The following is a 24,464-nucleotide window of genomic DNA, read 5'->3' as shown; positions in this document are numbered from 1 at the left end:
TCGGTCTGACAGACGGTAGACGCTCTGGTTCGGCAGTTTTTTAACTCATTCACGTTTAGCGGTTTTAGATGCAGGGGCCGTGCCCGATCACGCACTCGCGCAGCCTTTGAGCTGAAATCCGTAAAATATTGTTCAAAAAACCACCAATCCCGGTATGATCGCGCGCCCGGATACAGCCCCACCTTTTGGAACCCTGATGAAGCCTCAACTGATCGCCGCCGCGGAACTCGACCGTCTTGAAACGTGGCAGAAATACTCCGCGCACATGTGCGGCGGCTGCGTGTCCAGCTGCTGCACGCTGCCGGTGGAAGTGAAGATCAAGGACCTGATCCGCATTGGCATCGTCGATGAGTTCGAACTCGGCGACCCGGCGAAGAACATCGCCAAGCGTTTGCAGAAAGAAGGCATCGTGGAGCGCTTCAATTCCAAATCGGAAATTTTTACCCTGCAGCGCATGAGCAACAACGACTGCCTGTACCTGGATCGTAAGACGCGCTTCTGCACTATTTATGACAAGCGCCCGGATACCTGCCGCAACCACCCGAAGATCGGCCCGCGGCCGGGGTATTGCGCGTATAAGCCAAAGGAAGTGGTGCGCGAGACCAAGTTCAAGACGCTCGATAAGTTCTGATCCGATCGTTCCCACGCTGCGCCCGTAAAAGCGGGACGCAGAGCGTCCCAAGAGGCATTCCCACGCAGAGCGTGGGAACGATCAGACATAAAAAAACGCCCCCGGCCTTTCGACCGGGGGCGTTTTTCATTCAGCCTGAGTTAACTCAGTTCTTGGCTTTTTTGGCAGCGCGGGTACGCTCGCCTTCGTCCAGGATCTTCTTACGCAGGCGGATCGACTTAGGCGTAACTTCGCACAGCTCGTCGTCCTGGATGAATTCCAGAGCCTGTTCCAGGGTGAAGCGAACAGGTGGAACCAGAGCGATGGTTTCGTCTTTACCCGAAGCACGCATGTTGTCGAGCTTCTTGCCTTTGGTTGGGTTGACGCCCATGTCGTTGTCACGGCTGTTCAGACCAACGATCTGACCGTTGTAGATCTCTTGACCGTGTTCAACGAACAGCTTGCCACGCGCCTGGAGGGTTTCCAGGGAGTAGGTCAGTGCCTTGCCGGTTTCTACCGATACCAGAACACCGTTCTGACGGCCGGACATGTCGCCGGACTTCATGGTGTCGTAGCGATCGAAGATCGAGGTCAGGATGCCAGCACCGTTGGTCAGGGTCAGGAACTGGTTACGGAAACCGATCAGACCACGAGCAGGGATGTTGTATTCCAGACGCACACGGCCTTTGCCATCCGGCACCATGTTGGTCAGGTCGCCTTTACGCAGACCCATCTCTTCCATCACCTTGCCCTGGGATTCTTCCGGGGTGTCGATGGTGACGTTTTCGAACGGTTCCTGCTTAACACCCTCAACCTGACGGATGATCACTTCCGGACGACCAACGCCCATTTCGAAGCCTTCGCGACGCATGGTTTCGATCAGTACGGAGAGGTGCAGCTCACCACGGCCGGAAACTTTGAATTTGTCAGCCGAGTCGCCTTCTTCAACGCGCAGAGCAACGTTGTACAGCAGCTCTTTGTCCAGACGCTCCTTGATGTTACGGGAGGTCACGAACTTGCCTTCTTTACCGCAGAAAGGCGAGTCGTTTACCTGGAAGGTCATGGAAACGGTTGGCTCGTCAACGGTCAGAGGCTTCATCGCCTCGACGGTGTCCGGCTGGCACAGGGTGTCGGAGATGAACAGCGAGTCCATACCGCTCACGCACACGATGTCGCCGGCGAACGCTTCTTCAACGTCGATGCGGTGCAGACCGTGGTGACCCATCAGCTTCAGGATACGACCGTTACGCTTCTTGCCGTCGGCGCCGATGGCGACAACTGGGGTGTTCGGCTTGACGCTACCACGAGCGATACGGCCAACGCCGATAACACCCAGGAAGCTGTTGTAGTCCAGTGCCGAGATTTGCATCTGGAACGGGCCTTCACGGTCAACCTTCGGCGGTGGAACGTGGTCAACAATCGCCTGGTACAGCGGGGTCATGTCTTCAGCCATGGCGGTGTGTTCCAGACCGGCAATACCGTTCAGGGCCGAGGCGTAGATAACCTGGAAGTCCAGTTGTTCTTCGGTAGCACCGAGGTTGTCGAACAGGTCGAAGATCTGGTCCAGAACCCAGTCCGGACGCGCGCCTGGACGGTCAACCTTGTTGATGCACACGATCGGACGCAGGCCGGCTTCGAAGGCCTTCTTGGTCACGAAACGGGTTTGCGGCATAGGGCCGTCTTGAGCGTCAACCAGCAGCAGAACGGAGTCAACCATCGACATTACGCGTTCTACTTCGCCGCCGAAGTCGGCGTGGCCAGGGGTGTCCACGATGTTGATGTGGTAGCCGTTCCAGTTGATAGCGGTGTTTTTAGCCAGGATGGTAATACCGCGCTCTTTTTCCTGGTCGTTGGAGTCCATCACGCGCTCGTCGTTGAGCTCGTTGCGCTCCAGGGTGCCGGATTGACGCAGGAGTTTGTCTACCAGGGTGGTTTTACCATGGTCAACGTGAGCAATGATGGCGATGTTACGTAGATTTTCGATCACTTGTGTATCTCGATCAGAGGATTCGGTGTGCTGACAGGTCGTGGCAGCGATTAACAGTAGAGTCAGGCCTTGCCGTTACAGCTTGACGGCAGAGTCGGGGGGCCGGTGACGCAGGCCACAGGCAAACAGCCCCGGGCTCTTAGCTCGGTCGATAAACGCGCACATTGGCATGCCCCTCACTGAGCAAATGGTGGGCATGCAGGCGACTCATCACGCCTTTGTCGCAATACAGCAGGTACTGACGGCTGTTATCCAGTTCCTTGAAACGCGCGTTCAGTGCGTAGAACGGCAGCGTTTGCACGTCGATGCCAGCGATTTCCAGCGGCTCATCTTCAGCGGCATCCGGGTGACGGATGTCGACGACAATCTGGCCCGCCAGGGCTTCGCTGACTTCTTCGATTTTTACGTCCTGGCCCAATTCGTCGATCACGCGATCGATTGGCACCATTTTGGCGTTCTCGAGCGCACGCTCCAGAATCGCCATGTCGAACTGTTGCTCTTCGTACTCCACGCGGTTGCGCTTGGCGTGGGTCTTGGGGTTCACCGAGATGACCCCGCAATATTCAGGCATGTGCTTGGCGAAATCCGCCGTGCCGATTTCTTCGGCCAGGTCGATGATGTCCTGTTTGTGGCTGGCGATCAGCGGGCGCAATACCAGCTTTTCGGTCACACAGTCGATCAGCGACAGGTTGGGCAGCGTCTGGCTGGACACCTGGGAAATCGCTTCGCCGGTCACCAGCGCGTCGATCTGCAACTGATCGGCGATCCTGGACGCGGCGCGCAACATCATACGCTTCAATACCACGCCCATATGACTGTTATCGACTTTGCCGAGAATTTCGCCGAGCACTTCCTCAAACGGCACACTGACAAATAACACGCGCTGGGAGCTGCCGTACTTCTTCCAGATGAAGTGCGCGACTTCCATCACGCCCAATTCGTGTGCACGCCCGCCCAGGTTAAAGAAGCAGAAGTGGCTCATCAGGCCGCGGCGCATGATCTGGTAAGCCGCCACCGTGGAATCGAAACCGCCGGACATGAGTACCAGGGTCTGTTCCAGGGCGCCCAAGGGGTAGCCGCCGATGCTGTTGTGCTGGCTGTGGATCACAAACAACCGTTGGTCGCGAATTTCCATGCGCACTTCAATTTGCGGTGCTTTCAGGGAAATTCCGGCGGCGCCGCACTCGCGACGCAGCTTGCTGCCGACGTATTTTTCAACGTCCATGGAGCTGAACGGGTGCTTGCCGGCACGCTTGCAACGCACCGAAAAAATCTTCCCTTCAAGCTCGCCGCCAAAGTGCTGTTTGCACTTGTCGGTGATGTCGTCGAAGTCGCCCAGCGGGTACTCGTCGACCTGCAGGAAATGCGCGATACCCGGCATGCAGCTCAGGCGCTCGGTCATGTCCTTCAGGGCTTTGGCGTCGGTCAGGCGGGTTTCCAGCTCGAGGTTGTCCCACACGCCATTCACCACCACAGCCGGGTCCAGATCGCGGAGCACGGCACGAATGTTCTTGGCCAATTGACGGATGAAACGCATCCGTACCGGTCGGCTTTTGATGGTGATCTCGGGGAAGACTTTTACGATTAATTTCATGGAAACAGCGCGCGCCGGGCCTGCTGAAAAAGGGGGGCGCGGATTATAGCGGAAATCGCTCAAGGTTTAACCAGTTAATATGCATCAGGCGTAACGCGCACCAAAACGGGTCATTTGCGCAAATAAGCGCTACATTGAGGTGCGCTTTTTATTCCGTTTCAACGGATTGCACCTTTATAGGGGCCATTTTGAGGCAAAAAGGCCATGTTGGCGCACTGGCATGCAATTTGCTCTCTTGTGAGGCAGGTTGCCTTGGTCGAGTATTCGCGCCGGCATCACCCACATTCTAAGGGCTAACTCCACTACCCCAGCCCGAAGCCACCCGGAGGACACCATGTCGAAGTCGGTTCAACTCATCAAAGATCATGACGTTAAATGGATTGATCTGCGCTTCACGGACACTAAAGGTACTCAGCACCACGTGACCATGCCGGCTCGCGACGCGCTGGATGATGCTTTCTTCGAAGAAGGCAAAATGTTCGACGGCTCCTCCATCTCTGGCTGGAAAGGCATCGAAGCCTCCGACATGATCCTGATGCCGGACGACAGCACTGCCGTACTCGACCCGTTCACCGAAGACCCAACGCTGATCATCGTCTGCGACGTGATCGAGCCTTCGACCATGCAAGGCTACGACCGTGACCCACGTGCGATCGCCAAGCGTGCCGAGGAATACCTGAAGTCGACCGGTATCGGCGACACCGTATTCGTAGGTCCGGAACCAGAATTCTTCATCTTTGATTCGGTCAAGTTCAAGTCCGACATCTCCGGCTCCATGTTCAAAATCTTCTCCGAACAAGGTTCGTGGATGTCCGACCAGGACGTGGAAGGCGGCAACAAAGGCCACCGTCCAGGTATCAAAGGTGGCTACTTCCCGGTTCCGCCGTTCGACCACGACCACGAAATCCGTACCTCCATGTGCAACGCCATGGAAGAAATGGGCCTGGTTATCGAAGTTCACCACCACGAAGTGGCAACTGCCGGCCAGAACGAAATCGGCGTGAAGTTCAACACCCTGGTTGCCAAGGCTGACGAAGTTCAAACCCTGAAGTACTGCGTACACAACGTGGCTGATGCCTACGGCCGTACCGCTACCTTCATGCCTAAGCCACTGTACGGCGATAACGGTTCGGGTATGCACGTTCACCTGTCCATCGCCAAAGATGGCAAGAACACCTTCGCTGGCGAAGGTTATGCCGGCCTGTCCGACACCGCCCTGTACTTCATCGGCGGTATCATCAAGCACGGTAAGGCCCTGAACGGCTTCACCAACCCGTCGACCAACTCCTACAAGCGTCTGGTCCCAGGTTTTGAAGCACCGGTAATGCTGGCCTACTCGGCCCGTAACCGTTCCGCCTCGATCCGTATTCCTTACGTGTCCAGCCCTCGCGCTCGCCGTATCGAAGCACGTTTCCCGGACCCGGCAGCCAACCCGTACCTGGCCTTCGCTGCCTTGGTAATGGCCGGTCTGGACGGTATCCAGAACAAGATCCACCCTGGCGACGCTGCTGACAAAAACTTGTACGACCTGCCGCCTGAAGAGGCCAAAGAGATCCCACAAGTGTGCGGCAGCCTGAAAGAAGCCCTGGAAGAGCTGGACAAGGGCCGTGCGTTCCTGACCAAAGGCGGCGTATTCAGCGACGACTTCATCGATGCCTACATCGAGCTGAAAAGCGAAGAAGAAATCAAAGTACGCACCTTCGTACACCCGCTGGAATACGAGCTGTACTACAGCTGCTGATCCAGTAGCGCCGCGTAAAGCGGCGTGATGAAAAAAGACCGCCCTTGGGCGGTCTTTTTTTTGCCCGGAATTTAACCAACCGGGACGTGGCGATCGAGCATCCTGGCAGCTATCTGCGTGCCCATTGCACTGAGTTGGTGAATGGCCAGGGCAGCATCGCGGTGCTTGCCGTCCAGCTCTTCGGACAGGTCCAGCAACAGGGTGCTGACGGACGAGAAGGTTTCAAAACTGTTGATCATCAGGGCTTCGTCGTCGGCGTCGGGGGCGATGATGAAGACGGATGGTGGTGGGTTTGGCGTTGGCTTGAACATGGCTTAACTTCCTCGAATGAGGCCGCCATCGACTCGCTACTAAACGATTGGGTGGCAGCTGTGCGCAGGTTAGTAGACCGGGGAAGTTAAGCAAAACCGGCGCACCCGAAGATGCCCTGCGCACAGCCACCATAAAGATCGGCGCGGTACGAACTTAACTTACCCTCAGGCTACTAAACCTGATCGCTGATGAGCAGCGACCGGGCAACCTTAGAGACGACAAGCCAGCCGTACAAGCCGGCGGATTCTGGCGTAACTGTAGGCAACCGCGCAAGTTGAGGTAGCCTCTGCCTGACGCCGCTCATAACCTGCAAACCCAATTAAAAATGTGGGAGCTGGCTTGCCTGCGATAGCGCACTGTCAGCGACCTGTTGTATGACTGACACACCGCCATCGCGGGCAAGCCCGCTCCCACAGGAGATCAGCCTTGAAGTATCGACTTGTGTTCGCTCTGTTATTTTTCAGTGCCACAGCAAACGCCGCGCCCGCCACTCTCGAACCGCTGCTCAACAGCATCGCCGAACGCCTGGCCATCGCCGACCAGGTCGCCCTGAGCAAATGGGACAGCCACAAAGCCGTGGAAGACCGCCCCCGGGAACAGGACGTGCTCGCCAGCGTGAGAACCCAGGCCCCAGGCTACTCACTCGCACCTGAAGCAGCCGCGCAGTTTTTCGCCGCCCAGATCGAAGCCAATAAACTGGTGCAATACACCCACCTGTCCGACTGGCATTTCAAGGGCAAAGCCCCTGACACCCCGCGCCCGGACCTGGTCGGGAAAATTCGCCCGGCACTGGATCAACTGCAAAAAAGCCTGCTGCAACAACTGGCCGACTTCAGCCCCGAACGCAGCAACCCCCAGTGCCCGCAATGGGTTGCGCAGGCCGTGCACCAACCGCTTTACGACCCCCTGCAACAAATCGCCATGACTCGCGCCACTGCCGAACTGTGCATTTACCAGCCTTGAAGTGAACCGGGCCTGCATCATTCAAGGCCCTTTCCCACAGGATTATTGGAATGCCGGAATTGTCCGATACATCTTGAGCACTCAGCCCTCTACGATGCGGCCCCCCAACCGCCAATCGTTGACGGATTTTGTGATGAATCTCAGTTGCAAGGCTTTATGTTCGCTGCTGCTTGCGCTCAGCCCACCGACCGAACCACACGTAACGAGCGCTGACGAACCGGATGCCTGGACGATCGAGCAGCCTTACCCGGACAGCACGATGGTGCACGCCAGAATCAACGGCATCGCGACTCATATGGACAAAACCAGCATTGCGATCCTGCAAGTCGCCTGTTATCGCTCCCCTTCTCGCCCGATGATCTCACTGCTCACCCACACCGACGAGCTGCACTTCAAGCCCGACATGTATGAAGGCCCGGATGCCCGCTCCACCGGCCCGCTCAGCCTCACCACCGGCCCCCTTCCCACCCGCACCTACCGCGTCAACGGCTACTACAGCGCAGAGCCCTCCCAGCAACATGGCGTGCTGTTCAAACTCACCATGCCCGCCAATCGCCAGGAATTACGCGAATGGATCACCGATGCCATGCGCGGCCAACTCATCAAGATGACATTGCCCTCCTCCATCCCCGGCGACGCCCCGTTGACCGCCGAGTTTGTCCTGCCCCAAGACAATGACGACCTGCACGAAGTCATCAAGCCCTGCCTGAACAATCGCAAGAACACCCCCAAAAAGCCTTCCTGAATCCTGCCGACCGCCTTAAGCCTGCCTTTGAGCTGTTCCTGAACAGACTTCGCCAAACTGCACTATATTGGTGCGATACGTTGCACCCTTCTCACCTGATCAGCCCATTTTGGTTCGAAACTTCACGAACAAGCTGGCAGAACGCCACAGTTTCGCGCCCAAAACACCCATTTCAGGGGTTTCGCGCTTCTTTTCGGAGCCTTGGTTTGGTTTTTGCATTTTCCTTGTATCAGCGTGTGCCCGTAGCCCGCGCCTTGCTCCAAAAGAGGTCCTGATGACCATCAGCGATGCACTGCACCGTTTGTTACTCGACAACCTGACCACCGCGACCATCCTGCTCAACGACGACTTGCGTCTTGAGTACATGAACCCGGCGGCGGAGATGCTCCTGGCCATCAGCGGCCAGCGCAGCCATGGGCAGTTCATCAGCGAATTGTTCACCGAGTCGGCCGAAGCCCTGAGTTCGTTACGCCAGGCGGTGGAGCAGGCACACCCATTCACCAAGCGCGAGGCGATGCTCACCGCGCTCACCGGCCAGACGCTGACCGTCGATTACGCCGTAACCCCGATCCTGAGCAACGGCGCGACCCTGCTGCTGCTCGAAGTGCACCCCCGCGACCGCCTGCTACGCATCACCAAAGAAGAAGCGCAGCTGTCCAAACAGGAAACCAGCAAGATGCTGGTGCGCGGCCTGGCCCACGAGATCAAGAACCCGCTGGGCGGGATTCGCGGTGCCGCGCAGTTGTTGGCCCGCGAGCTGCCGGAGGAGCATCTCAAGGACTACACCAACGTCATCATCGAAGAGGCCGACCGCCTGCGAAACCTGGTGGACCGCATGCTCGGCTCCAACAAGCTGCCGTCCCTGGCGATGACCAACGTGCACGAGGTGCTGGAGCGTGTTTGCCAACTGGTGGAAGCCGAAAGCCAGGGTTGCATCACCCTGGTGCGCGACTACGACCCAAGCATCCCCGACGTATTGATCGACCGTGAGCAGATGATTCAGGCGGTGCTCAATATTGTGCGCAACGCCATGCAAGCCATCAGCAGCCAGAACGAACTGCGCCTGGGCCGCATCAGCTTGCGCACCCGCGCCCTGCGCCAGTTCACCATCGGCCATGTGCGCCATCGCCTGGTGACCAAGGTCGAGATCATCGACAACGGCCCGGGCATTCCTGCGGACCTGCAGGAAACCATCTTCTTTCCCATGGTCAGTGGCCGCCCGGACGGTACCGGGCTGGGCCTGGCCATTACCCAGAACATCATCAGCCAGCACCAGGGTCTGATCGAGTGTGAAAGCCATCCCGGCCACACCACCTTCTCGATCTTTCTGCCACTGGAACAAGGAGCCCCATCGACATGAGCCGTAGTGAAACTGTCTGGATCGTCGATGACGACCGTTCTATCCGCTGGGTCCTCGAGAAAGCCTTGCAACAGGAAGGCATGACCACCCAGAGCTTCGACAGCGCCGATGGGGTGATGAGCCGCCTGGCTCGCCAGCAGCCGGACGTGATCATCTCCGACATCCGCATGCCCGGCGCCAGTGGCCTGGACTTGCTGGCGCGGATTCGCGAGCAGCACCCGCGCTTGCCGGTGATCATCATGACCGCGCACTCCGACCTGGACAGCGCTGTCGCGTCTTACCAGGGCGGCGCCTTTGAATACCTGCCCAAGCCGTTCGACGTGGACGAGGCCGTGGCGCTGGTCAAGCGCGCCAACCAGCACGCCCAGGAACAGCAAAATCAGGAAGCCCCACCGGCCCTGACCCGCACCCCGGAAATCATCGGCGAAGCGCCGGCGATGCAGGAAGTGTTTCGCGCCATCGGGCGCTTGAGCCACTCCAACATCACCGTGCTGATCAACGGCGAATCGGGCACCGGTAAAGAGCTGGTGGCGCATGCGCTGCACCGTCACAGCCCGCGAGCGGCTTCGCCGTTTATCGCGCTGAACATGGCGGCGATTCCCAAGGATTTGATGGAGTCCGAGCTGTTCGGCCATGAGAAAGGCGCGTTCACCGGTGCAGCCAACCTGCGTCGCGGGCGCTTTGAACAGGCGGACGGTGGCACGCTGTTCCTTGATGAAATCGGCGATATGCCGGCTGACACCCAAACGCGCTTGCTGCGCGTGCTGGCCGATGGTGAGTTCTATCGCGTTGGCGGGCACACGCCGGTCAAGGTCGACGTGCGCATCATCGCGGCGACCCACCAGAACCTCGAAACCCTGGTGCACGCGGGCAAATTCCGTGAGGACTTGTTCCACCGCCTCAACGTGATCCGCATCCACATTCCGCGCATGTCGGACCGCCGCGAAGACATTCCGACGCTGGCCCGCCACTTCCTCAGCCGTGCGGCGCAAGAACTGGCAGTTGAGCCGAAATTGCTGAAAAGCGAGACCGAGGAATACCTGAAAAACCTGCCGTGGCCGGGCAACGTGCGTCAGCTGGAGAACACCTGCCGCTGGATCACCGTGATGGCGTCCGGGCGCGAAGTGCACATCAGCGACCTGCCGCCGGAGCTGTTGAGCCTGCCGCAGGATTCGGCCCCGGTGACCAACTGGGAGCAGGCACTGCGCCAATGGGCCGATCAGGCCCTGGCACGTGGCCAGTCGAACCTGCTGGACAGCGCCGTACCGGCGTTCGAGCGGATCATGATCGAAACCGCCCTGAAACACACCGCCGGCCGCCGCCGCGACGCCGCCGTGCTGCTGGGCTGGGGCCGCAACACCCTGACGCGCAAGATCAAGGAGTTGGGCATGAAGGTGGATGGTGGGGATGATGATGAGGGTGATGAGGGCTAGTTGATCGTTCCCACGCTCCGCGTGGGAATGCCTCCCCGGACGCTCCGCGTCCAAGCCTCACCGCAACGTTAGATCGGTGCAATGGTGACGCGGAGCGTCACACGATGCATTTCCACGCGGAGCGTGGGAACGATCAAGTTCCAGGACTGTGCACCGCTTCAATGCACCACGAACCGGCATCGGGCACGGATCCAACGCCCGAAACACGCGCCCAATTAAGAAAACATTAAATCCTGAAAACACCAAAGCCCCGTATTCCGGGGCTTTGCGCTTTCTGGAGAAATTTTTTGGCACACATTGCAAACTTTGGCACGCGCCCTGCAACAACCCCAGTACTACCCAGTTTCGGGGACCTTGGTACAGGCAGGCCGAGAATCCCCTCTTTACACCCGGGGTGCTTGATGCGGATCGCGTCGCGCCCCACACCCGTTTCGGGAACCTCGGTACAGGCAGGCCGGGGATTCCCTCTTTAACACCGAAGCCTTTGGCTTCACCCCGTTTTGGGAGCCCTGGTACAGGCAGGCCGGGAACTCCCTTCTTTACACCCGGGGCTTATGCGGCACAGCGCCCATAGCCCCAGCCCGTTTTGGGAACCTTGGTACAGGCAGGCCGGGGATTCCCTCTTTTATTGCTCTTGGAGATGGACCTCCAGCCGCCAGCGGCCATCAACCTTTTCCCCCTTCCAGTCCCCACGCAACGGCCGAGCCGCCACCAGGTTCAGCAGCAAGCCGCCATCAGTCTTGCGGATGCGCCAGTTCACATCCTTGTCATTCACCTTGAGTTGCCCTGCGCCAGCCTTGCCCTGCGCGTCGAACAGCAGCGCCACGGTGCCATCGATATGTTCGCCGTGCAGCTTGGGTTCGCTGTTGAACCACACCACCACACCGTCTGCCGCCGTTTCGACCTGTTGCAGTTCAACCGGGTCCGGGGTGGTCAGGCGACCGATCATCAAACCGATCATCAAACCCACAATGGCCAAAGAGCCCATCACGCGCGGCAATAGCTTCGGCCTTGGGTCGTCTTCAGGGGTAGAATGCAGCGCATCTTTGCCTTCGGAGCCGTGCATGTTTCACGTCATCCTTTTTCAACCAGAAATTCCGCCGAATACCGGCAACGTTATCAGGCTGTGCGCCAACAGTGGCTGCCACCTGCATTTGATCGAGCCGTTGGGCTTCGACATGGACGACAAGCGCCTGCGCCGCGCCGGGCTGGACTACCACGAGTACGCCACCTTGCAGCGTCACGCCGATTTGGCCAGCTGCCTGGAAAGCCTGGGGCACCCGCGACTGTTCGCGTTCACCACCAAGGGCTCGCGGCCGTTTCATGATGCCAGCTTTGCCGAGGGCGACGCCTTTCTGTTCGGCCCGGAAAGCCGGGGCTTGCCGGCAGAAGTGCTTGACGCCCTGCCTGAAGGCCATCGCCTGCGCTTGCCGATGCGCGAAGGGTGTCGCAGCCTGAACCTGTCCAACACCGTAGCCGTTGCTGTTTACGAAGGCTGGCGTCAACTCGGTTTCAAATAGCGCACAAATAAAATGTGGGAGAGGCCTTGTGTGGGAGCTGGCTTGCCTGCGATGCAGTCACCTCGGTGTGTCAGTCACACCGCAGTGATGCTATCGCAGGCAAGCCAGCTCCCACACTCGCCCGCTCCCACATTTTTTTATCGCGTCGACTTACTGAACGGTCGCCGAACCTTCTGTTTGCATGCGCTGCAGCTCTTGCGCGTACAGGGCATCGAAGTTCACCGGAGCCAGCATCAGCGCCGGGAACGAGCCACGGGTGACCAGGCTGTCCAGGGTCTCACGGGCATACGGGAACAGGATGTTCGGGCAGAACGCGCCCAGAGTGTGGCTCATGGACTGCTCGTCCAGGCCCTGGATCAGGAAGATACCGGCCTGTTGCACTTCAGCAATGAACGCCACTTCTTCACCGTTCTTGACGGTCACGGAGAGGGTCAGCACCACTTCGTGGAAGTCGCCTTCCAGGGCTTTTTGACGGGTGTTCAGGTCCAGTGCAACGCTTGGGGTCCATTCCTGGCGGAAGATGGCCGGGCTTTTCGGCGCTTCGAACGACAGGTCACGCACGTAGATGCGCTGCAGCGAAAACTGTGGGCCTTGGTCTTGCGCAGCTTCGGTGTTCTGTTGGTCAGTCATCGCAGATCCTTGTGATCTTATGGTCTTTTAGGGGTTAGGCGAGCAGCGCATCAAGCTTGCCGGCGCGCTCCAGGGCAAACAGGTCGTCGCAACCACCGATATGCCTGGCGCCGATCCAGATCTGCGGCACGGACGTGCGCCCCGCTTTCTGGGCCATTTCGGCGCGCACCTGGGGTTTGCCGTCGACCTTGATCTCTTCGAAGGCAATGCCCTTTTTCTCAAGCAGAGCCTTGGCCCGCATGCAGTAAGGGCACCAATCGCTGGAATACACGACAACCTGGCTCATTTCACTTCACCAGCGGCAGGTTATCGGCCTTCCAGCTGCCGATACCGCCGGACAGTTTGGCGGCGGTGAAACCGGTCTTGAGCATTTCGCGGGCGTGGGTGCCGGCGTGCTGGCCTTGGGCATCGACCAGAATGATGGTCTTGGCCTTGTATTTTTCCAGCTCGGGCAAGCGCGCGATCAGCTTGTCTTGTGGAATGTTCAGGGCGCCGACGATATGGCCGGCAGCGAAATCCTTGGCTGGGCGAATATCCACGACAACGGCCTCATCCTTGTTGACCAGCGCGGTCAGCTCCGACGTGCTCAGGCTGCGGCCACCGCGGCTCATTTCGTGAGCGATCAGCAGCGCCAGCAGGATGACGAAGGCACCCGCGAGCAAGTAGTGGGCAGTGGCAAATGCAATCAGGTGATCAACCATCAAGGAGGTTCCAGGGCGTTAAAATGGCGGTAAGTATACACAGCCGTCCGGGGGGGCCAACCCCCGTAAAGCGGTGACGTGGTTGGAACTTCGCTTTAAACTGCTACTCCCTTTTCAATTGTCTTCCTTTATTACGCCGCGAGAGGATCTATGACTACTACGCCTAAACCTTTGGTCCTGATAATTCTCGATGGCTTCGGACACAGTGAAAGCCACCACGACAACGCCGTGTACTCGGCCAAGAAGCCAGTACTCGACCGCCTGACCGCCACCGTACCCAACGGTTTGATCTCCGGTTCCGGCATGGATGTAGGTTTGCCGGACGGCCAGATGGGCAACTCGGAAGTCGGCCACATGAACCTCGGCGCCGGACGAGTGGTATACCAAGACTTCACACGCGTGACCAAATCGATCCGCGATGGCGAGTTTTTCGAGAATCCGGCTATCTGCGCAGCCGTCGATAAAGCGGTCGCCGCCGGTAAAGCCGTGCACTTTATGGGCCTGCTGTCCGACGGTGGCGTCCACAGCCACCAGGACCACCTGGTCGCCATGGCCGAACTGGCCTTCAAGCGCGGCGCCAAGAACATTTACCTGCACGCCTTCCTCGACGGCCGCGACACCCCGCCAAAAAGCGCGCAATCGTCCATCGAACTGCTCGACGCCACATTCGCTGCCCTTGGCAAAGGCCGCATCGCCAGCCTGGTCGGCCGTTACTTCGCCATGGACCGTGACAACCGCTGGGACCGCGTGGCCCAGGCCTACAACCTGATCGCCGAAGGCCAGGGCGAATTCCACGCCGCCACCGCCCAGGAAGGCCTGGAAGCCGCCTACGCCCGTGGCGAAAGCGATGAGTTCGTCAAAGCCACCACCATCGGCGAGCCGGTCAAAGTCGAAGACGGCGATGCGCTGGTGTTCATGAACTTCCGCGCCGACCGCGCCCGCGAGCTGAGCCACGTGTTCGTCGACACCGGTTTCAAGGACTTCGAACGCGCGCGTCAGCCGAAAGCCGAGTTCGTGATGCTGACCCAATACGCCGCCAACATCCCGGCCCCGTCGGCCTTTGCGCCGGGCAGCCTGGACAACGTGCTGGGCGATTACCTGGCAAAAAACGGCAAGACCCAGCTGCGCATCGCCGAAACCGAAAAATACGCCCACGTGACCTTTTTCTTCTCGGGCGGTCGTGAAGAACCGTTCCCGGGCGAAGAACGCATCCTGATCCCGTCGCCAAAAGTCGCCACCTACGACTTGCAGCCGGAGATGAGCGCGCCGGAAGTCACCGACAAGATCGTCGACGCCATCGAACACCAGCGTTACGACGTGATCGTGGTCAACTACGCCAACGGCGACATGGTCGGCCACAGCGGCAACCTGGAAGCGGCGGTCAAGGCCGTGGAATGCCTGGACCTGTGCGTCGGCCGCATCGTTGACGCGCTGGACAAAGTCGGCGGCGAAGCGTTGATTACCGCTGACCACGGCAACTGCGAGCAGATGTCCGACGAATCCACCGGCCAGGCGCACACCGCGCACACCACCGAGCCGGTGCCGTTCATCTATGTCGGCAAACGCGACCTGAAAGTGCGTGAAGGCGGCGTGTTGGCGGATGTGGCGCCGACCATGTTGATGCTGATGGGGTTGGAGAAGCCGGCGGAGATGACCGGGACTTCAATCCTGGTCTGACCTAAAACACACCGCAAAACACTGTGGGAGCGGGCTTGCCCGCGATAGCATTCTGCCAGTCGACTACATTAGTCACTGACACACCGCTATCGCAGGCAAGCCAGCTCCCACATTTGCATGTGGTGTCCGGGAGTTATCTTGCTCTTCAGCCCGAATTGGGCGTTTTTTTTGCCGCGCTTGGCGGGCATACTAGGCCGTCCCTTTCCCTGGTGTCGCCCGCCTCTATGCTTCGCGCCTTGATTACCCTCGCTCTTGTCTGCCTGCTCCAACCGGCGTTTGCCGACGAGCGCGCACAAACCCAACAACAGTTGGACGCTACGCGTCAGGACATTACCGAGCTGAAAAAACTGCTCGGCAAGCTCCAGGAAGAGAAATCCGGGGTGCAGAAAGACCTGCGCGGCACGGAAACCGAGATGGGCAACCTGGAGAAGCAGGTCCAGGAGCTGCAAAAAGAATTAAAGAAGAGCGAGTCGGAACTGGAGCGACTCGACGGTGAGAAAAAAAAACTCCAGAGCGCACGCGTTGAACAGCAACGCTTGATCGCGATCCAGGCCCGCGCCGCCTACCAGAGTGGCCGCCAGGAATACCTCAAGCTGCTGCTCAACCAGCAGAACCCGGAAAAATTCGCCCGCACCCTCACCTACTACGACTACCTGAGCAAAGCGCGCCTGGCGCAATTGAAGGGTTTCAACGAAACCCTGCGCCAGTTGGCCAATGTCGAGCAGGAAATTACCGACCAGCAGTCACAACTGAACGACCAGAAAAGCGCCCTCGACGCCCAGCGCGACCAGCTCGACAAGGTGCGCAAGGAACGTCAGGTGGCCCTGGCCAAACTCAACGACGATGTAAAAGCCCGCGACGCCAAGCTGCAAGCCCGCGAGCAAGACCAGGCAGACCTGGGCAAAGTACTCAAAACCATCGAAGAAACCCTGGCCCGCCAGGCACGTGAGGCCGAAGAAGCGCGGCAGAAAGCGCTGATCGCCCAGCAGGAAGCCGAAAAAAAGCGCCAGCGTGAGGCCGAACTGGCTGCCACCACGGACGCTCCGGCACCGCGTAAACCGGCACATGCAGCGCCTGGCCCACTGGTTTCCAGCAGCGGCGAGTCGTTCGGCGGGCCTTTTGCTTCAGCGCGCGGCAAACTTCCATGGCCAGTTGATGGTCGACTACTGGCACGCTTTGGTGAAACCCGTGGCGATGACACCCGCGCCAAGTGGGACGGGGTGATGATCAGCGCCGCCGCCGGCAGCCAGGTGCATGCCGTTCACGGTGGGCGCGTGGTGTTTGCCGATTGGCTGCGTGGCGCCGGTTTATTGGTAATTCTTGACCACGGTAATGGCTATTTGAGCCTTTATGGCCACAATCAGACTTTACTCAAGTCGGCAGGTGATGTTGTAAAAGCCGGTGAATCCATCTCCACTGTCGGTAACAGTGGTGGCCAGGACACTCCGGCGCTGTACTTCGCTATTCGTCAGCAGGGTCGCCCGAGCGATCCTGCACAATGGTGCCGTTCCCAAGGATAGGGCCGCATCTACACTAGGAGTTCGTTCGACATGCTGCATTTGTCCCGCCTCACTTCGTTGGCCCTGACGATCGCCCTGGTGATCGGCGCGCCGCTGGCTTTCGCCGACCAGGCCGCACCGGCTGCGCCTGCCGCCACGGCTGCGAGCTCTGCAGCGACCACCAAGGCGCCGCTGCCGCTGGACGAGCTGCGCACCTTTGCCGAGGTCATGGACCGGATCAAGGCAGCCTATGTCGACCCCGTAGACGACAAGACCCTGCTGGAAAATGCCATCAAGGGCATGCTCAGCAACCTTGACCCGCACTCCGCCTACCTGGGCCCTGAGGATTTCGCCGAGCTGCAGGAAAGCACCAGCGGTGAGTTCGGTGGCCTGGGCATTGAAGTGGGCTCCGAGGACGGCAACATCAAAGTCGTGTCGCCGATCGATGACACCCCGGCATCCAAGGCCGGCATTCAGGCTGGCGACTTCATCGTCAAGATCAACGGCCAGCCAACGCGCGGCCAGACCATGACCGAAGCCGTCGACAAGATGCGCGGCAAGCTCGGCCAGAAAATCACCCTGACCCTGGTGCGCGACGGCGGCAACCCGTTTGACGTGACGCTGGCCCGCGCGACCATCACGGTCAAGAGCGTGAAGAGCCAGCTGCTGGAATCGGGCTACGGCTACATCCGTATCACCCAGTTCCAGGTCAAGACCGGCGATGAAGTCGCCAAGGCCCTGGCCAAGTTGCGTAAAGACAACGGCAAGAAGCTCAACGGCATCGTGCTCGACCTGCGTAACAACCCGGGCGGCGTGCTGCAGGCGGCTGTGGAAGTGGTCGACCACTTCATCACCAAAGGCTTGATCGTTTACACCAAGGGCCGTATCGCCAACTCCGAGTTGCGCTTCTCAGCCACCGGTAACGACCTCAGCGAAGGCGTGCCATTGGCGGTGTTGATCAACGGCGGCAGCGCCTCGGCTTCGGAAATCGTCGCCGGTGCCCTGCAAGACCAGAAACGCGGCGTGCTGATGGGCACCACCAGTTTCGGCAAAGGCTCGGTGCAAACCGTGTTGCCGCTGAACAATGACCGCGCGTTGAAGATCACCACAGCGCTGTACTACACGCCGAACGGCCGCTCGATCCAGGCCCAGGGCATCGTGCCGGACATCGAAGTGCGCAAGGCCAAGATCACCAACGAGGTCGACAGCGAGTTCTACAAAGAGGCCGACCTGCAAGGTCACCTGGGCAATGGCAACGGCGGCGCCGACCAGCCAACCGGCAGCGGCGCCAAAGCCAAGCCGATGCCGCAGGACGATGACTACCAGCTGGCCCAGGCGCTGAGCCTGCTCAAAGGCCTGAGCATCACGCGCAGCCGTTGATATGCGTGTTGCCCTGATCATCGCCTTGCTGTGCAGCCTGGCCGGGGTCGCCCATGCGACCCCGGCCAGTGAGCCCTCAAAAGCCTACCTGACCCTCATCATCGACGACCTCGGGCAAAACCTGCCCCGGGATCGTCGCGTGTTGGCCCTGCCCGGGCCTGTGACCACCGCGATCATGCCCGACACGCCCCACGCCGCCGAATTCGCCCGTGAGGCGCACAAGGCCGGCAAGATCGTGATCCTGCACATGCCCATGGACCCGGCCACAGGCCCATTCGCCTGGCACCCCGAGCTGCCCATCGAAGAACTCGGCAAACGCCTGGACGCCGCCTTCAAGGCTGTGCCCTACACCGCCGGCATCAACAACCACATGGGCAGCCGCATGACCGCGCAACCGGAGGCGATGGCCTGGCTGATGGCCGAGTTGCAGCGGCGCAACAAGTTCTTCGTCGACAGCCGCACCAGCGCGCAAACCGTAGCGGCGGCCGAAGCCCAGAAGATTGGCTTGGCCCACGTCTCGCGGGATGTGTTTCTCGATGACGAGCGCACCGAAGCAGCCATCACCACGCAACTGCAAACCGCGATCAAGCTGGCCCATAAACAGGGTTCGGCGGTGATGATCGGCCACCCCTACCCGCAGACCCTGGCGGTGCTTGAGCGTGAATTGCCCAAGCTCAAGGCCCAGGGCGTCGACTGGATTGATATCAAGTTGATGATCAGCGTGCGCAGTAACCGCGCCATGGCGGGCCACGGAAAAGACGGGGTTTATCGCTAGCGTTCAAGCACGCCCCCCCACCCTAAATAGCTACCGCCCACGCCTGTGCAAAGTTTTCGATAGTAACTGCGGCCGCTTGCCCTGAGGGCAACGCAGCGCATCAGAACTTTCGAGACACAGGAGTGCTCACGATGAAATCGCTTCAATTCAAAGACCTGCTGATAAATTTCACCACCGAGTTTGACCATTGCTGGAACGACCGAGGGTCAGGCGCCGATCAGCCTTTTACTGTCTGGCGACCCTCGACCTCCGCGGATGCACTCAGTCAATTCTCTTCCCTGGGTGATGTTGCGGTCGCCAGCCATCGCAACATAAATCAACAGAGAGTGGTCGCCGTCGTCAGCGACGCCAACCAAACGGATGGCACCGCACTTCGCCCCCCGGACGATTATCAATTGGTCTGGAGGGATGCCGGTTCAGGCGCTGTAGCCAGTGTTTCGATCTGGCGTCCAGTTCCACCTCCAGGCTACGTGGCCATGGGGCACATGTGCGGAATGGAGCACGAAAAACCATCGCGCAACGCCGTACGCTGCGTCAGGGCTGACTTGGTGATCGCGTCGAGCATTGGGGACCGAATCTGGGGTGACCACGGCAGTGGTGCAGACAAAGATTTCAGTGCCTGGACGATCTCCCCGCCCCGCGCCGCGCCTGGTGAAATCAACCTCGCACCCAGCACTTTTATTGCCCATGCCAGTCATGGAAAGCCGTCTGAGCGCACCCCGACCTATTCGCTGCGCCTGGCGCTCACCGCGCCAGTGATTATCCCAACGCCACCGCCTGAACTGTCCGCGTATGAACAGCCAAGCCTCGCGCAACCCAGCCATGCGTCCACCGTCTGCGAACTGCCTTGGTTTTGTGTTCTGGATCCGGCACTGATGCTCACCCGGCAATTGACAGAGTCTCCTTATTATCAAGTGCAACGCACCGATACCTACGTGCTTGCCGGCTTCGGACACAACCAGAGCGCAGTCAGCAAACCCATTAGCTGGACGGCGACCAAGGGCGCCAATGGCAATGACACTCGAACGCTCAGATCCATCTCGAGCGTTGAGTTGTTTACCCAGTGGCCTGCCAACCCCCATGTGTTCATGACGCGTTTCAGCGCACAACTCGACTCTGAGTTCACCCATACCCAGCACTCCATCAGCCCCTGGCTTGAAAGCTCGCCGCTGGAAATCATTACCTACATCCCGGCGAACAAAGCGGTCGCCGGCTATCTCATACAAAGCGAATATAAATTGCTGCGCCAGGACGGCAGCCAGGTCGGCAACGCCGTCATCTTTACCAACGGCGAACAGGTGCACATGAGCGAGTTTCCAGCGCCTGCACCTGCGCCTGCAATCGGCGAAGAGCAACCCCCGGCTGTGTCGCCGGAGGCTGACAACGACCTAGAGATAGTGATCGACGATTTTATCGACCCCACCCTCCCGTCTTAACTGATCCAGTGCCGCCTGAAGTTTGGCCACAACGTCGTCCGGCACTTGCTTGTTCAACGCCAGGTACAACTGCGCGCTATTGAAGCGCAGCACGGTTTTGAGTTGGGTTACCCCGACCTGGCGGGCCAGATACCGGCCTGCCGGGTCGCCGGTGGCCCACAGGTCGATCTGGCCATCCATCAGCTTTTGTGCGTTGTCCTGGTCGCGCAGCGCCACGATCGGGTTGAGCCCCTGCTTCTCCAGGGTTTCGGCAATGGCGTCGCCTTTGTAGGCGCCGATCTTGTAACGGCGCGCGTGCTCAAGGTCTTCCAGCTCGATCTTGCTGTCAGCCTTGGCCAGCATCACCCAATCATCCGGGCCGATGGGACCGACCCATTTGAACAAGGCTTCGCGGTCCGGCAGGCGCGCCATTACGAACACGCCGTAGCCGGGTTTTTCCAGGGCGAGTTTGTAGATTCGCTCCCAGGGAAAACGCAGGGTCAGGTTGTAGGAAATGCCGGCACGCTTGAAGGTTTCGCGCACGATGTCGACGGCGATGCCTTCGATGTTCTCGTCCTTGGCGAAGTTCTTGCCGTTTTTTGCCATGTTGTAGGGTGGGAAGTTTTCCGTCAGCAACACCAGGGAGGCGTCAGACGGTTCTTCGGCACGGGCCGAGCCTGCCAACAGGATGGAAGTACTGGCCAAGGCGAGCAGCAGGTGTTTGAACATGAATAGTACCGAAGTCCATGGCAAGCGCAGAGAGTGCCGCGCGCCTGCCATGGTGTCCAGCAGCGTTTAGCGAACGACGATACCGCGCGCCGCCATGTACGCCTTGGCCTCGGGCACGGTGTATTCGCCAAAGTGGAAAATACTCGCCGCCAGCACGGCGCTGGCGTGGCCTTCGGTCACACCGTCAGCCAGGTGCTGCAGGTTGCCGACGCCGCCGGAAGCGATCACCGGAATGCCCAGTGCATCGCTGATGGCGCGGGTTACGCCCAGGTCGAAGCCGTTTTTCATACCGTCCTGGTCCATGCTGGTCAGCAGGATTTCACCGGCGCCCAGGCCTTCCATCTTCATCGCCCACTCCACCGCGTCCAGGCCGGTCGGCTTGCGACCGCCATGGGTGAAGATCTCCCAACGCGGGGTTTCGCCCGGGCCGGAGACTTTCTTGGCGTCGATGGCCACCACGATGCATTGCGAGCCGAAGTGCTGCGCGGCTTCGCCAACGAACTCCGGGTTGAACACCGCGGCGGTGTTGATCGAGACCTTGTCCGCGCCGGCATTGAGCAGGTTGCGAATGTCTTGCACGGTACGCACGCCACCGCCCACGGTCAGCGGGATAAACACCTGGCTGGCCATGCGCTCCACGGTGTGCAGCGTGGTGTCGCGGCCATCAACGCTGGCGGTGATGTCGAGAAAGGTAATCTCGTCAGCACCCTGCTCATCGTAACGACGGGCGATTTCCACCGGGTCACCGGCGTCGCGAATGTTCTCGAACTTGACGCCCTTGACCACGCGACCGTTGTCGACGTCCAGGCAAGGGATGATGCGTTTGGCCAGCGCCATGGTCAGTCCTCAGCCGTTGTAGGCGTCGCAGTAAGCCTGGGCTTCGGCGACGTCCAGGGTGCCTTCGTAGATCGCACGACCGGTGATGGCGCCGATGATGCCGGGTGCCTTGGCGTCGAGCAGCGACTTGATGTCACCCAGGTTGTGAATGCCGCCGGAAGCGATCACCGGAATCTTCGTGGCCGCCGCCAGCGCAGCGGTGAACGGCACGTTGCAGCCCTGCATCATGCCGTCTTTGGCGATGTCGGTATAAACAATGGCGGACACGCCGTCAGCTTCAAACTGCTTGGCCAGGTCGATCACCTGCACGGTGCTGATTTCAGCCCAGCCGTCGGTGGCGACGAAACCGTCTTTGGCGTCCAGGCCCACGATCACTTTACCCGGGAACGCGCGGCAGGCTTCGGCGACGAACGCCGGGTCTTTCACGGCCTTGGTGCCGATGATCACGTAGCTCACGCCAGCTTTGACGTAGTGCTCGATGGTTTCCAGGGAGCGGATGCCGCCACCGATCTGGATCGGCAGATGCGGGTAGCGCTTGGCGATCGCGGTGACCACTTCGCCATTGACCGGCTGGCCTTCGAAGGCGCCGTTCAAGTCCACCAGATGCAGACGACGGCAGCCCCCTTCCACCCATTTGGCAGCCATGCTGACCGGGTCATCGGAGAACACGGTGGAGTCTTCCATGCGGCCTTGGCGCAGGCGTACACACGCGCCGTCCTTGAGATCGATAGCGGGGATAATCAGCATCTGGCAAACCTTATTCGATAGTCAGCAATGCTTGAGAAATCAGGGTTTCTCAAGCGACCACAAGTCGCTTTCGATGCTTTCGAACCTTTCTTTAAGGAGCGTCTGCGTGTCGAAAATCGCCTTGTTGTAATAGTGCGGCGCAACTTCGGTGGTAAACAGCTCAAGAATCTCGGCGACCTCGAACGAGCCCAGCTGGAGCTCGAAACGGTCCTCCATGAAGCGCTTGATCTTGAGGGTAGCTTCACTCTCCTGTTCAGGCGTGAGGCTCAAGACCGGCAGCTTCGGCTTCTTGGCCATTACCAGCGGCCATCCCACGCGGCGAAGTTCTGCAACAATTGCAGGCCATGGGTATGGCTCTTCTCCGGGTGGAACTGCACGGCAAAGCGCGAGCCTTCAGCCAGCGCGGCGGCGAAGTCGACGCCGTAATGCCCGCCACCCACCACCTGATCCGGCTTGCCGGCGGCGATGTAGTAGCTATGCACAAAGTAGAAACGCGCCATGTCCGGCACTTCGTGCCACAGCGGGTGATCCACGGTCTGGCGCACTTCGTTCCAGCCCATGTGCGGGACTTTCAGGTGGGCGCCGTCTTCGTGCAGGTCTTTGCCAAAGAACTTCACCTGGCCGGGAAACAGGCCGATGCAGTCCACGCCGTCGTTCTCTTCACTGCGCTCGAGCAAGGCTTGCATGCCCACGCAGATGCCGAGGAACGGGCGGTCCTGGCTGACTTCGCGCACCAGGCTGTCAAAGCCCAGGCGGCGGATCTCGGCCATGCAATCGCGAATCGCGCCAACACCCGGAAACACTACCCGGTCAGCTTCGCGAATCACGTCGGCATCGCTGGTGATCAGCACCTTGCCGGCACCCACGTGTTCGAGGGCCTTGGCCACCGAGTGCAGGTTGCCCATGCCGTAATCGATAACCGCGACCGTCTGCATTACAGAACGCCCTTGGTCGACGGCATTTGCCCGGCCATGCGGTCATCCAGCTCCACGGCCATGCGCAGCGCGCGGCCGAACGCCTTGAACACGGTTTCGATCTGGTGGTGGGTGTTGGTGCCGCGCAGGTTGTCGATGTGCAGGCTGACGAGTGCGTGGTTGACGAAACCCTGGAAGAATTCCTGGAACAGGTCGACGTCAAAGCCGCCCACGGTGGCGCGAGTGAAAGGCACGTGCATCTGCAGGCCTGGGCGGCCGGAGAAGTCGATGACCACACGCGACAGCGCTTCGTCCAGCGGGACATAGGCGTGGCCGTAGCGACGGATGCCTTTCTTGTCGCCGATCGCCTTGGCAAATGCCTGGCCGAGGGTAATGCCTACGTCTTCCACCGTGTGGTGGTCGTCGATATGCAGGTCGCCCTTGCTGACGATATCCAGGTCGATCAGCCCGTGACGGGCGATCTGGTCCAGCATGTGCTCAAGAAAAGGGACACCGATATCAAATCGGGCCTTTCCGGTGCCATCCAGGTTGATCGAGGCTTTGATCTGGGTTTCCAGAGTGTCGCGCTCGACGGATACCTTACGTTCAGCCATCACCAGCTCCGCAAAATCATTGGGCGAAAAAGGCAGCCATTATAGGGGCGCGGGCGCTAAACAGAAACAACGGAGGGGATAAGACTGACGAGTTGAAGCGAGGAATGTCGGGGATAGACATGTGTGTACATGTGGGTACCCGCTTATGTGGCGAGCGGGCTTGCCCCGCGTTGGGCTGCGAAGCAGCCCCAAAACTTACCTACGCGTTTTGACTGAAAAAACGCGCCGGTCTCATTGGGGTCGCTTCGCGACCCGACGCGGGGCAAGCCCGCTCGCCACAA

25 protein-coding genes are annotated in these 24,464 nt (G+C 59.7%); 12 read left to right on the top strand and 13 right to left on the bottom strand.

The window, feature by feature from the left end:
• Positions 1 to 196: 196 nt before the first annotated feature.
• Complete coding sequence (locus tag BFW87_RS13305) at positions 197 to 631, top strand: YkgJ family cysteine cluster protein (protein ID WP_049710458.1); 435 nt, start codon at positions 197 to 199, stop codon at positions 629 to 631.
• 145 nt (positions 632 to 776) lie between these two features.
• Here the strand turns inward: BFW87_RS13305 and typA are convergent, their stop codons facing one another.
• Together typA and thiI are read right to left on the bottom strand one after the other, a co-directional pair.
• The gene (typA, locus tag BFW87_RS13300; protein WP_078740258.1) at positions 777 to 2,597 is read right to left on the bottom strand and encodes a translational GTPase TypA; all 1,821 of its coding nucleotides are present in this window, start codon (positions 2,595 to 2,597) and stop codon (positions 777 to 779) included.
• A 139-nt stretch (positions 2,598 to 2,736) separates the two neighbouring features.
• Positions 2,737 to 4,191, bottom strand: a complete 1,455-nt coding sequence (gene thiI, locus BFW87_RS13295; protein WP_078740257.1) for a tRNA uracil 4-sulfurtransferase ThiI — start codon at positions 4,189 to 4,191, stop codon at positions 2,737 to 2,739.
• A gap of 334 nt (positions 4,192 to 4,525) precedes the next feature.
• Here thiI and glnA point away from each other — a divergent pair, with 334 nt between their 5' ends.
• On the top strand, positions 4,526 to 5,932 hold the full coding sequence (gene glnA, locus BFW87_RS13285) for a glutamate--ammonia ligase (RefSeq protein WP_078740256.1): 1,407 nt from the start codon (positions 4,526 to 4,528) through the stop codon (positions 5,930 to 5,932).
• Positions 5,933 to 6,003: 71 nt separating this feature from the next.
• Here the strand turns inward: glnA and BFW87_RS13280 are convergent, their stop codons facing one another.
• Positions 6,004 to 6,243: a DUF6124 family protein gene (locus BFW87_RS13280; protein ID WP_078740255.1), complete on the bottom strand. Its 240-nt coding sequence runs from the start codon at positions 6,241 to 6,243 to the stop codon at positions 6,004 to 6,006.
• A 379-nt stretch (positions 6,244 to 6,622) separates the two neighbouring features.
• On the opposite strand from BFW87_RS13280, the gene BFW87_RS13275 reads away from it, so the two are divergent.
• From BFW87_RS13275 to ntrC, 4 genes are all read left to right on the top strand, one after another.
• Complete coding sequence (locus BFW87_RS13275) at positions 6,623 to 7,207, top strand: chorismate mutase (protein ID WP_078740254.1); 585 nt, start codon at positions 6,623 to 6,625, stop codon at positions 7,205 to 7,207.
• A gap of 133 nt (positions 7,208 to 7,340) precedes the next feature.
• A complete protein-coding gene (locus tag BFW87_RS13270) occupies positions 7,341 to 7,952 on the top strand; it encodes a hypothetical protein (protein WP_078740253.1) in 612 nt (203 codons plus the stop codon).
• Positions 7,953 to 8,226: 274 nt separating this feature from the next.
• A complete protein-coding gene (gene glnL / locus BFW87_RS13265; protein WP_078740252.1) occupies positions 8,227 to 9,312 on the top strand; it encodes a nitrogen regulation protein NR(II) in 1,086 nt (361 codons plus the stop codon).
• A complete protein-coding gene (ntrC, locus tag BFW87_RS13260; protein ID WP_003218003.1) occupies positions 9,309 to 10,745 on the top strand; it encodes a nitrogen regulation protein NR(I) in 1,437 nt (478 codons plus the stop codon). Before glnL ends, ntrC begins: the two co-directional genes overlap by 4 nt.
• 625 nt (positions 10,746 to 11,370) lie before the next feature.
• Here the strand turns inward: ntrC and BFW87_RS13250 are convergent.
• Positions 11,371 to 11,811 (bottom strand): hypothetical protein, encoded by a 441-nt coding sequence (locus BFW87_RS13250; protein WP_078740251.1) that lies wholly within the window; start codon positions 11,809 to 11,811, stop codon positions 11,371 to 11,373.
• Between BFW87_RS13250 and BFW87_RS13245 the strand changes: the two genes are divergently transcribed.
• Entirely contained in the window at positions 11,810 to 12,265 is a 456-nt protein-coding gene (locus tag BFW87_RS13245; RefSeq protein ID WP_078740250.1) for a tRNA (cytidine(34)-2'-O)-methyltransferase, read from the top strand. The two genes, BFW87_RS13250 and BFW87_RS13245, sit on opposite strands and share 2 nt — an antisense overlap.
• Before the next feature lie 150 nt (positions 12,266 to 12,415).
• Here BFW87_RS13245 and secB read toward each other — a convergent pair whose 3' ends face one another.
• The 3 genes from secB to BFW87_RS13225 are packed head-to-tail and all read right to left on the bottom strand — an operon-like array spanning position 12,416 to position 13,596.
• Positions 12,416 to 12,895, bottom strand: a complete 480-nt coding sequence (gene secB, locus BFW87_RS13235) for a protein-export chaperone SecB (RefSeq protein ID WP_078740248.1) — start codon at positions 12,893 to 12,895, stop codon at positions 12,416 to 12,418.
• Positions 12,896 to 12,929: 34 nt separating this feature from the next.
• Complete coding sequence (grxC, locus tag BFW87_RS13230; protein WP_078740247.1) at positions 12,930 to 13,181, bottom strand: glutaredoxin 3; 252 nt, start codon at positions 13,179 to 13,181, stop codon at positions 12,930 to 12,932.
• A gap of 1 nt (position 13,182) precedes the next feature.
• Positions 13,183 to 13,596, bottom strand: a complete 414-nt coding sequence (locus tag BFW87_RS13225) for a rhodanese-like domain-containing protein (protein WP_078740246.1) — start codon at positions 13,594 to 13,596, stop codon at positions 13,183 to 13,185.
• 150 nt (positions 13,597 to 13,746) lie between these two features.
• On the opposite strand from BFW87_RS13225, the gene gpmI reads away from it, so the two are divergent.
• The 5 genes from gpmI to BFW87_RS13200 all read left to right on the top strand — a co-directional run bounded on the left by gpmI (position 13,747) and on the right by BFW87_RS13200 (position 20,363).
• Positions 13,747 to 15,273, top strand: coding sequence for a 2,3-bisphosphoglycerate-independent phosphoglycerate mutase (gene gpmI / locus BFW87_RS13220; protein WP_078740245.1), 1,527 nt, complete (start codon positions 13,747 to 13,749; stop codon positions 15,271 to 15,273).
• Positions 15,274 to 15,497: 224 nt separating this feature from the next.
• Positions 15,498 to 16,793, top strand: coding sequence for a murein hydrolase activator EnvC family protein (locus BFW87_RS13215; RefSeq protein WP_078740244.1), 1,296 nt, complete (start codon positions 15,498 to 15,500; stop codon positions 16,791 to 16,793).
• 30 nt (positions 16,794 to 16,823) lie between these two features.
• Positions 16,824 to 18,152 (top strand): S41 family peptidase, encoded by a 1,329-nt coding sequence (locus BFW87_RS13210; protein WP_078740243.1) that lies wholly within the window; start codon positions 16,824 to 16,826, stop codon positions 18,150 to 18,152.
• Position 18,153: 1 nt separating this feature from the next.
• Positions 18,154 to 18,927 (top strand): divergent polysaccharide deacetylase family protein, encoded by a 774-nt coding sequence (locus tag BFW87_RS13205; protein ID WP_078740242.1) that lies wholly within the window; start codon positions 18,154 to 18,156, stop codon positions 18,925 to 18,927.
• 131 nt (positions 18,928 to 19,058) lie between these two features.
• Entirely contained in the window at positions 19,059 to 20,363 is a 1,305-nt protein-coding gene (locus BFW87_RS13200; protein WP_078740241.1) for a Vps62-related protein, read from the top strand.
• On the opposite strand, the gene BFW87_RS13195 is transcribed toward BFW87_RS13200, so the two are convergent.
• The 6 genes from BFW87_RS13195 to hisB all read right to left on the bottom strand — a co-directional run bounded on the left by BFW87_RS13195 (position 20,316) and on the right by hisB (position 24,183).
• Positions 20,316 to 21,071: a substrate-binding periplasmic protein gene (locus tag BFW87_RS13195; RefSeq protein ID WP_078740240.1), complete on the bottom strand. Its 756-nt coding sequence runs from the start codon at positions 21,069 to 21,071 to the stop codon at positions 20,316 to 20,318. The two genes, BFW87_RS13200 and BFW87_RS13195, sit on opposite strands and share 48 nt — an antisense overlap.
• 66 nt (positions 21,072 to 21,137) lie before the next feature.
• A complete protein-coding gene (gene hisF, locus BFW87_RS13190; RefSeq protein ID WP_016972251.1) occupies positions 21,138 to 21,908 on the bottom strand; it encodes an imidazole glycerol phosphate synthase subunit HisF in 771 nt (256 codons plus the stop codon).
• 9 nt (positions 21,909 to 21,917) lie between these two features.
• On the bottom strand, positions 21,918 to 22,655 hold the full coding sequence (gene hisA / locus BFW87_RS13185; protein ID WP_078740239.1) for a 1-(5-phosphoribosyl)-5-[(5-phosphoribosylamino)methylideneamino]imidazole-4-carboxamide isomerase: 738 nt from the start codon (positions 22,653 to 22,655) through the stop codon (positions 21,918 to 21,920).
• Positions 22,656 to 22,694: 39 nt separating this feature from the next.
• Positions 22,695 to 22,952, bottom strand: coding sequence for a DUF2164 domain-containing protein (locus BFW87_RS13180; protein WP_078740238.1), 258 nt, complete (start codon positions 22,950 to 22,952; stop codon positions 22,695 to 22,697).
• Positions 22,952 to 23,590: an imidazole glycerol phosphate synthase subunit HisH gene (gene hisH, locus BFW87_RS13175; RefSeq protein WP_078740237.1), complete on the bottom strand. Its 639-nt coding sequence runs from the start codon at positions 23,588 to 23,590 to the stop codon at positions 22,952 to 22,954. Before hisH ends, BFW87_RS13180 begins: the two co-directional genes overlap by 1 nt.
• Positions 23,590 to 24,183, bottom strand: a complete 594-nt coding sequence (hisB, locus tag BFW87_RS13170; protein ID WP_078740236.1) for an imidazoleglycerol-phosphate dehydratase HisB — start codon at positions 24,181 to 24,183, stop codon at positions 23,590 to 23,592. Before hisB ends, hisH begins: the two co-directional genes overlap by 1 nt.
• Positions 24,184 to 24,464: the final 281 nt, after the last annotated feature.

It is taken from the genome of Pseudomonas fluorescens (assembly GCF_002022275.1).
Lineage (GTDB): Bacteria > Pseudomonadota > Gammaproteobacteria > Pseudomonadales > Pseudomonadaceae > Aquipseudomonas > Aquipseudomonas fluorescens_AJ.
The sequence above is the reverse complement of the archived record's forward strand: the minus strand, read 5'-3'. Positions and strand labels throughout refer to the sequence as shown.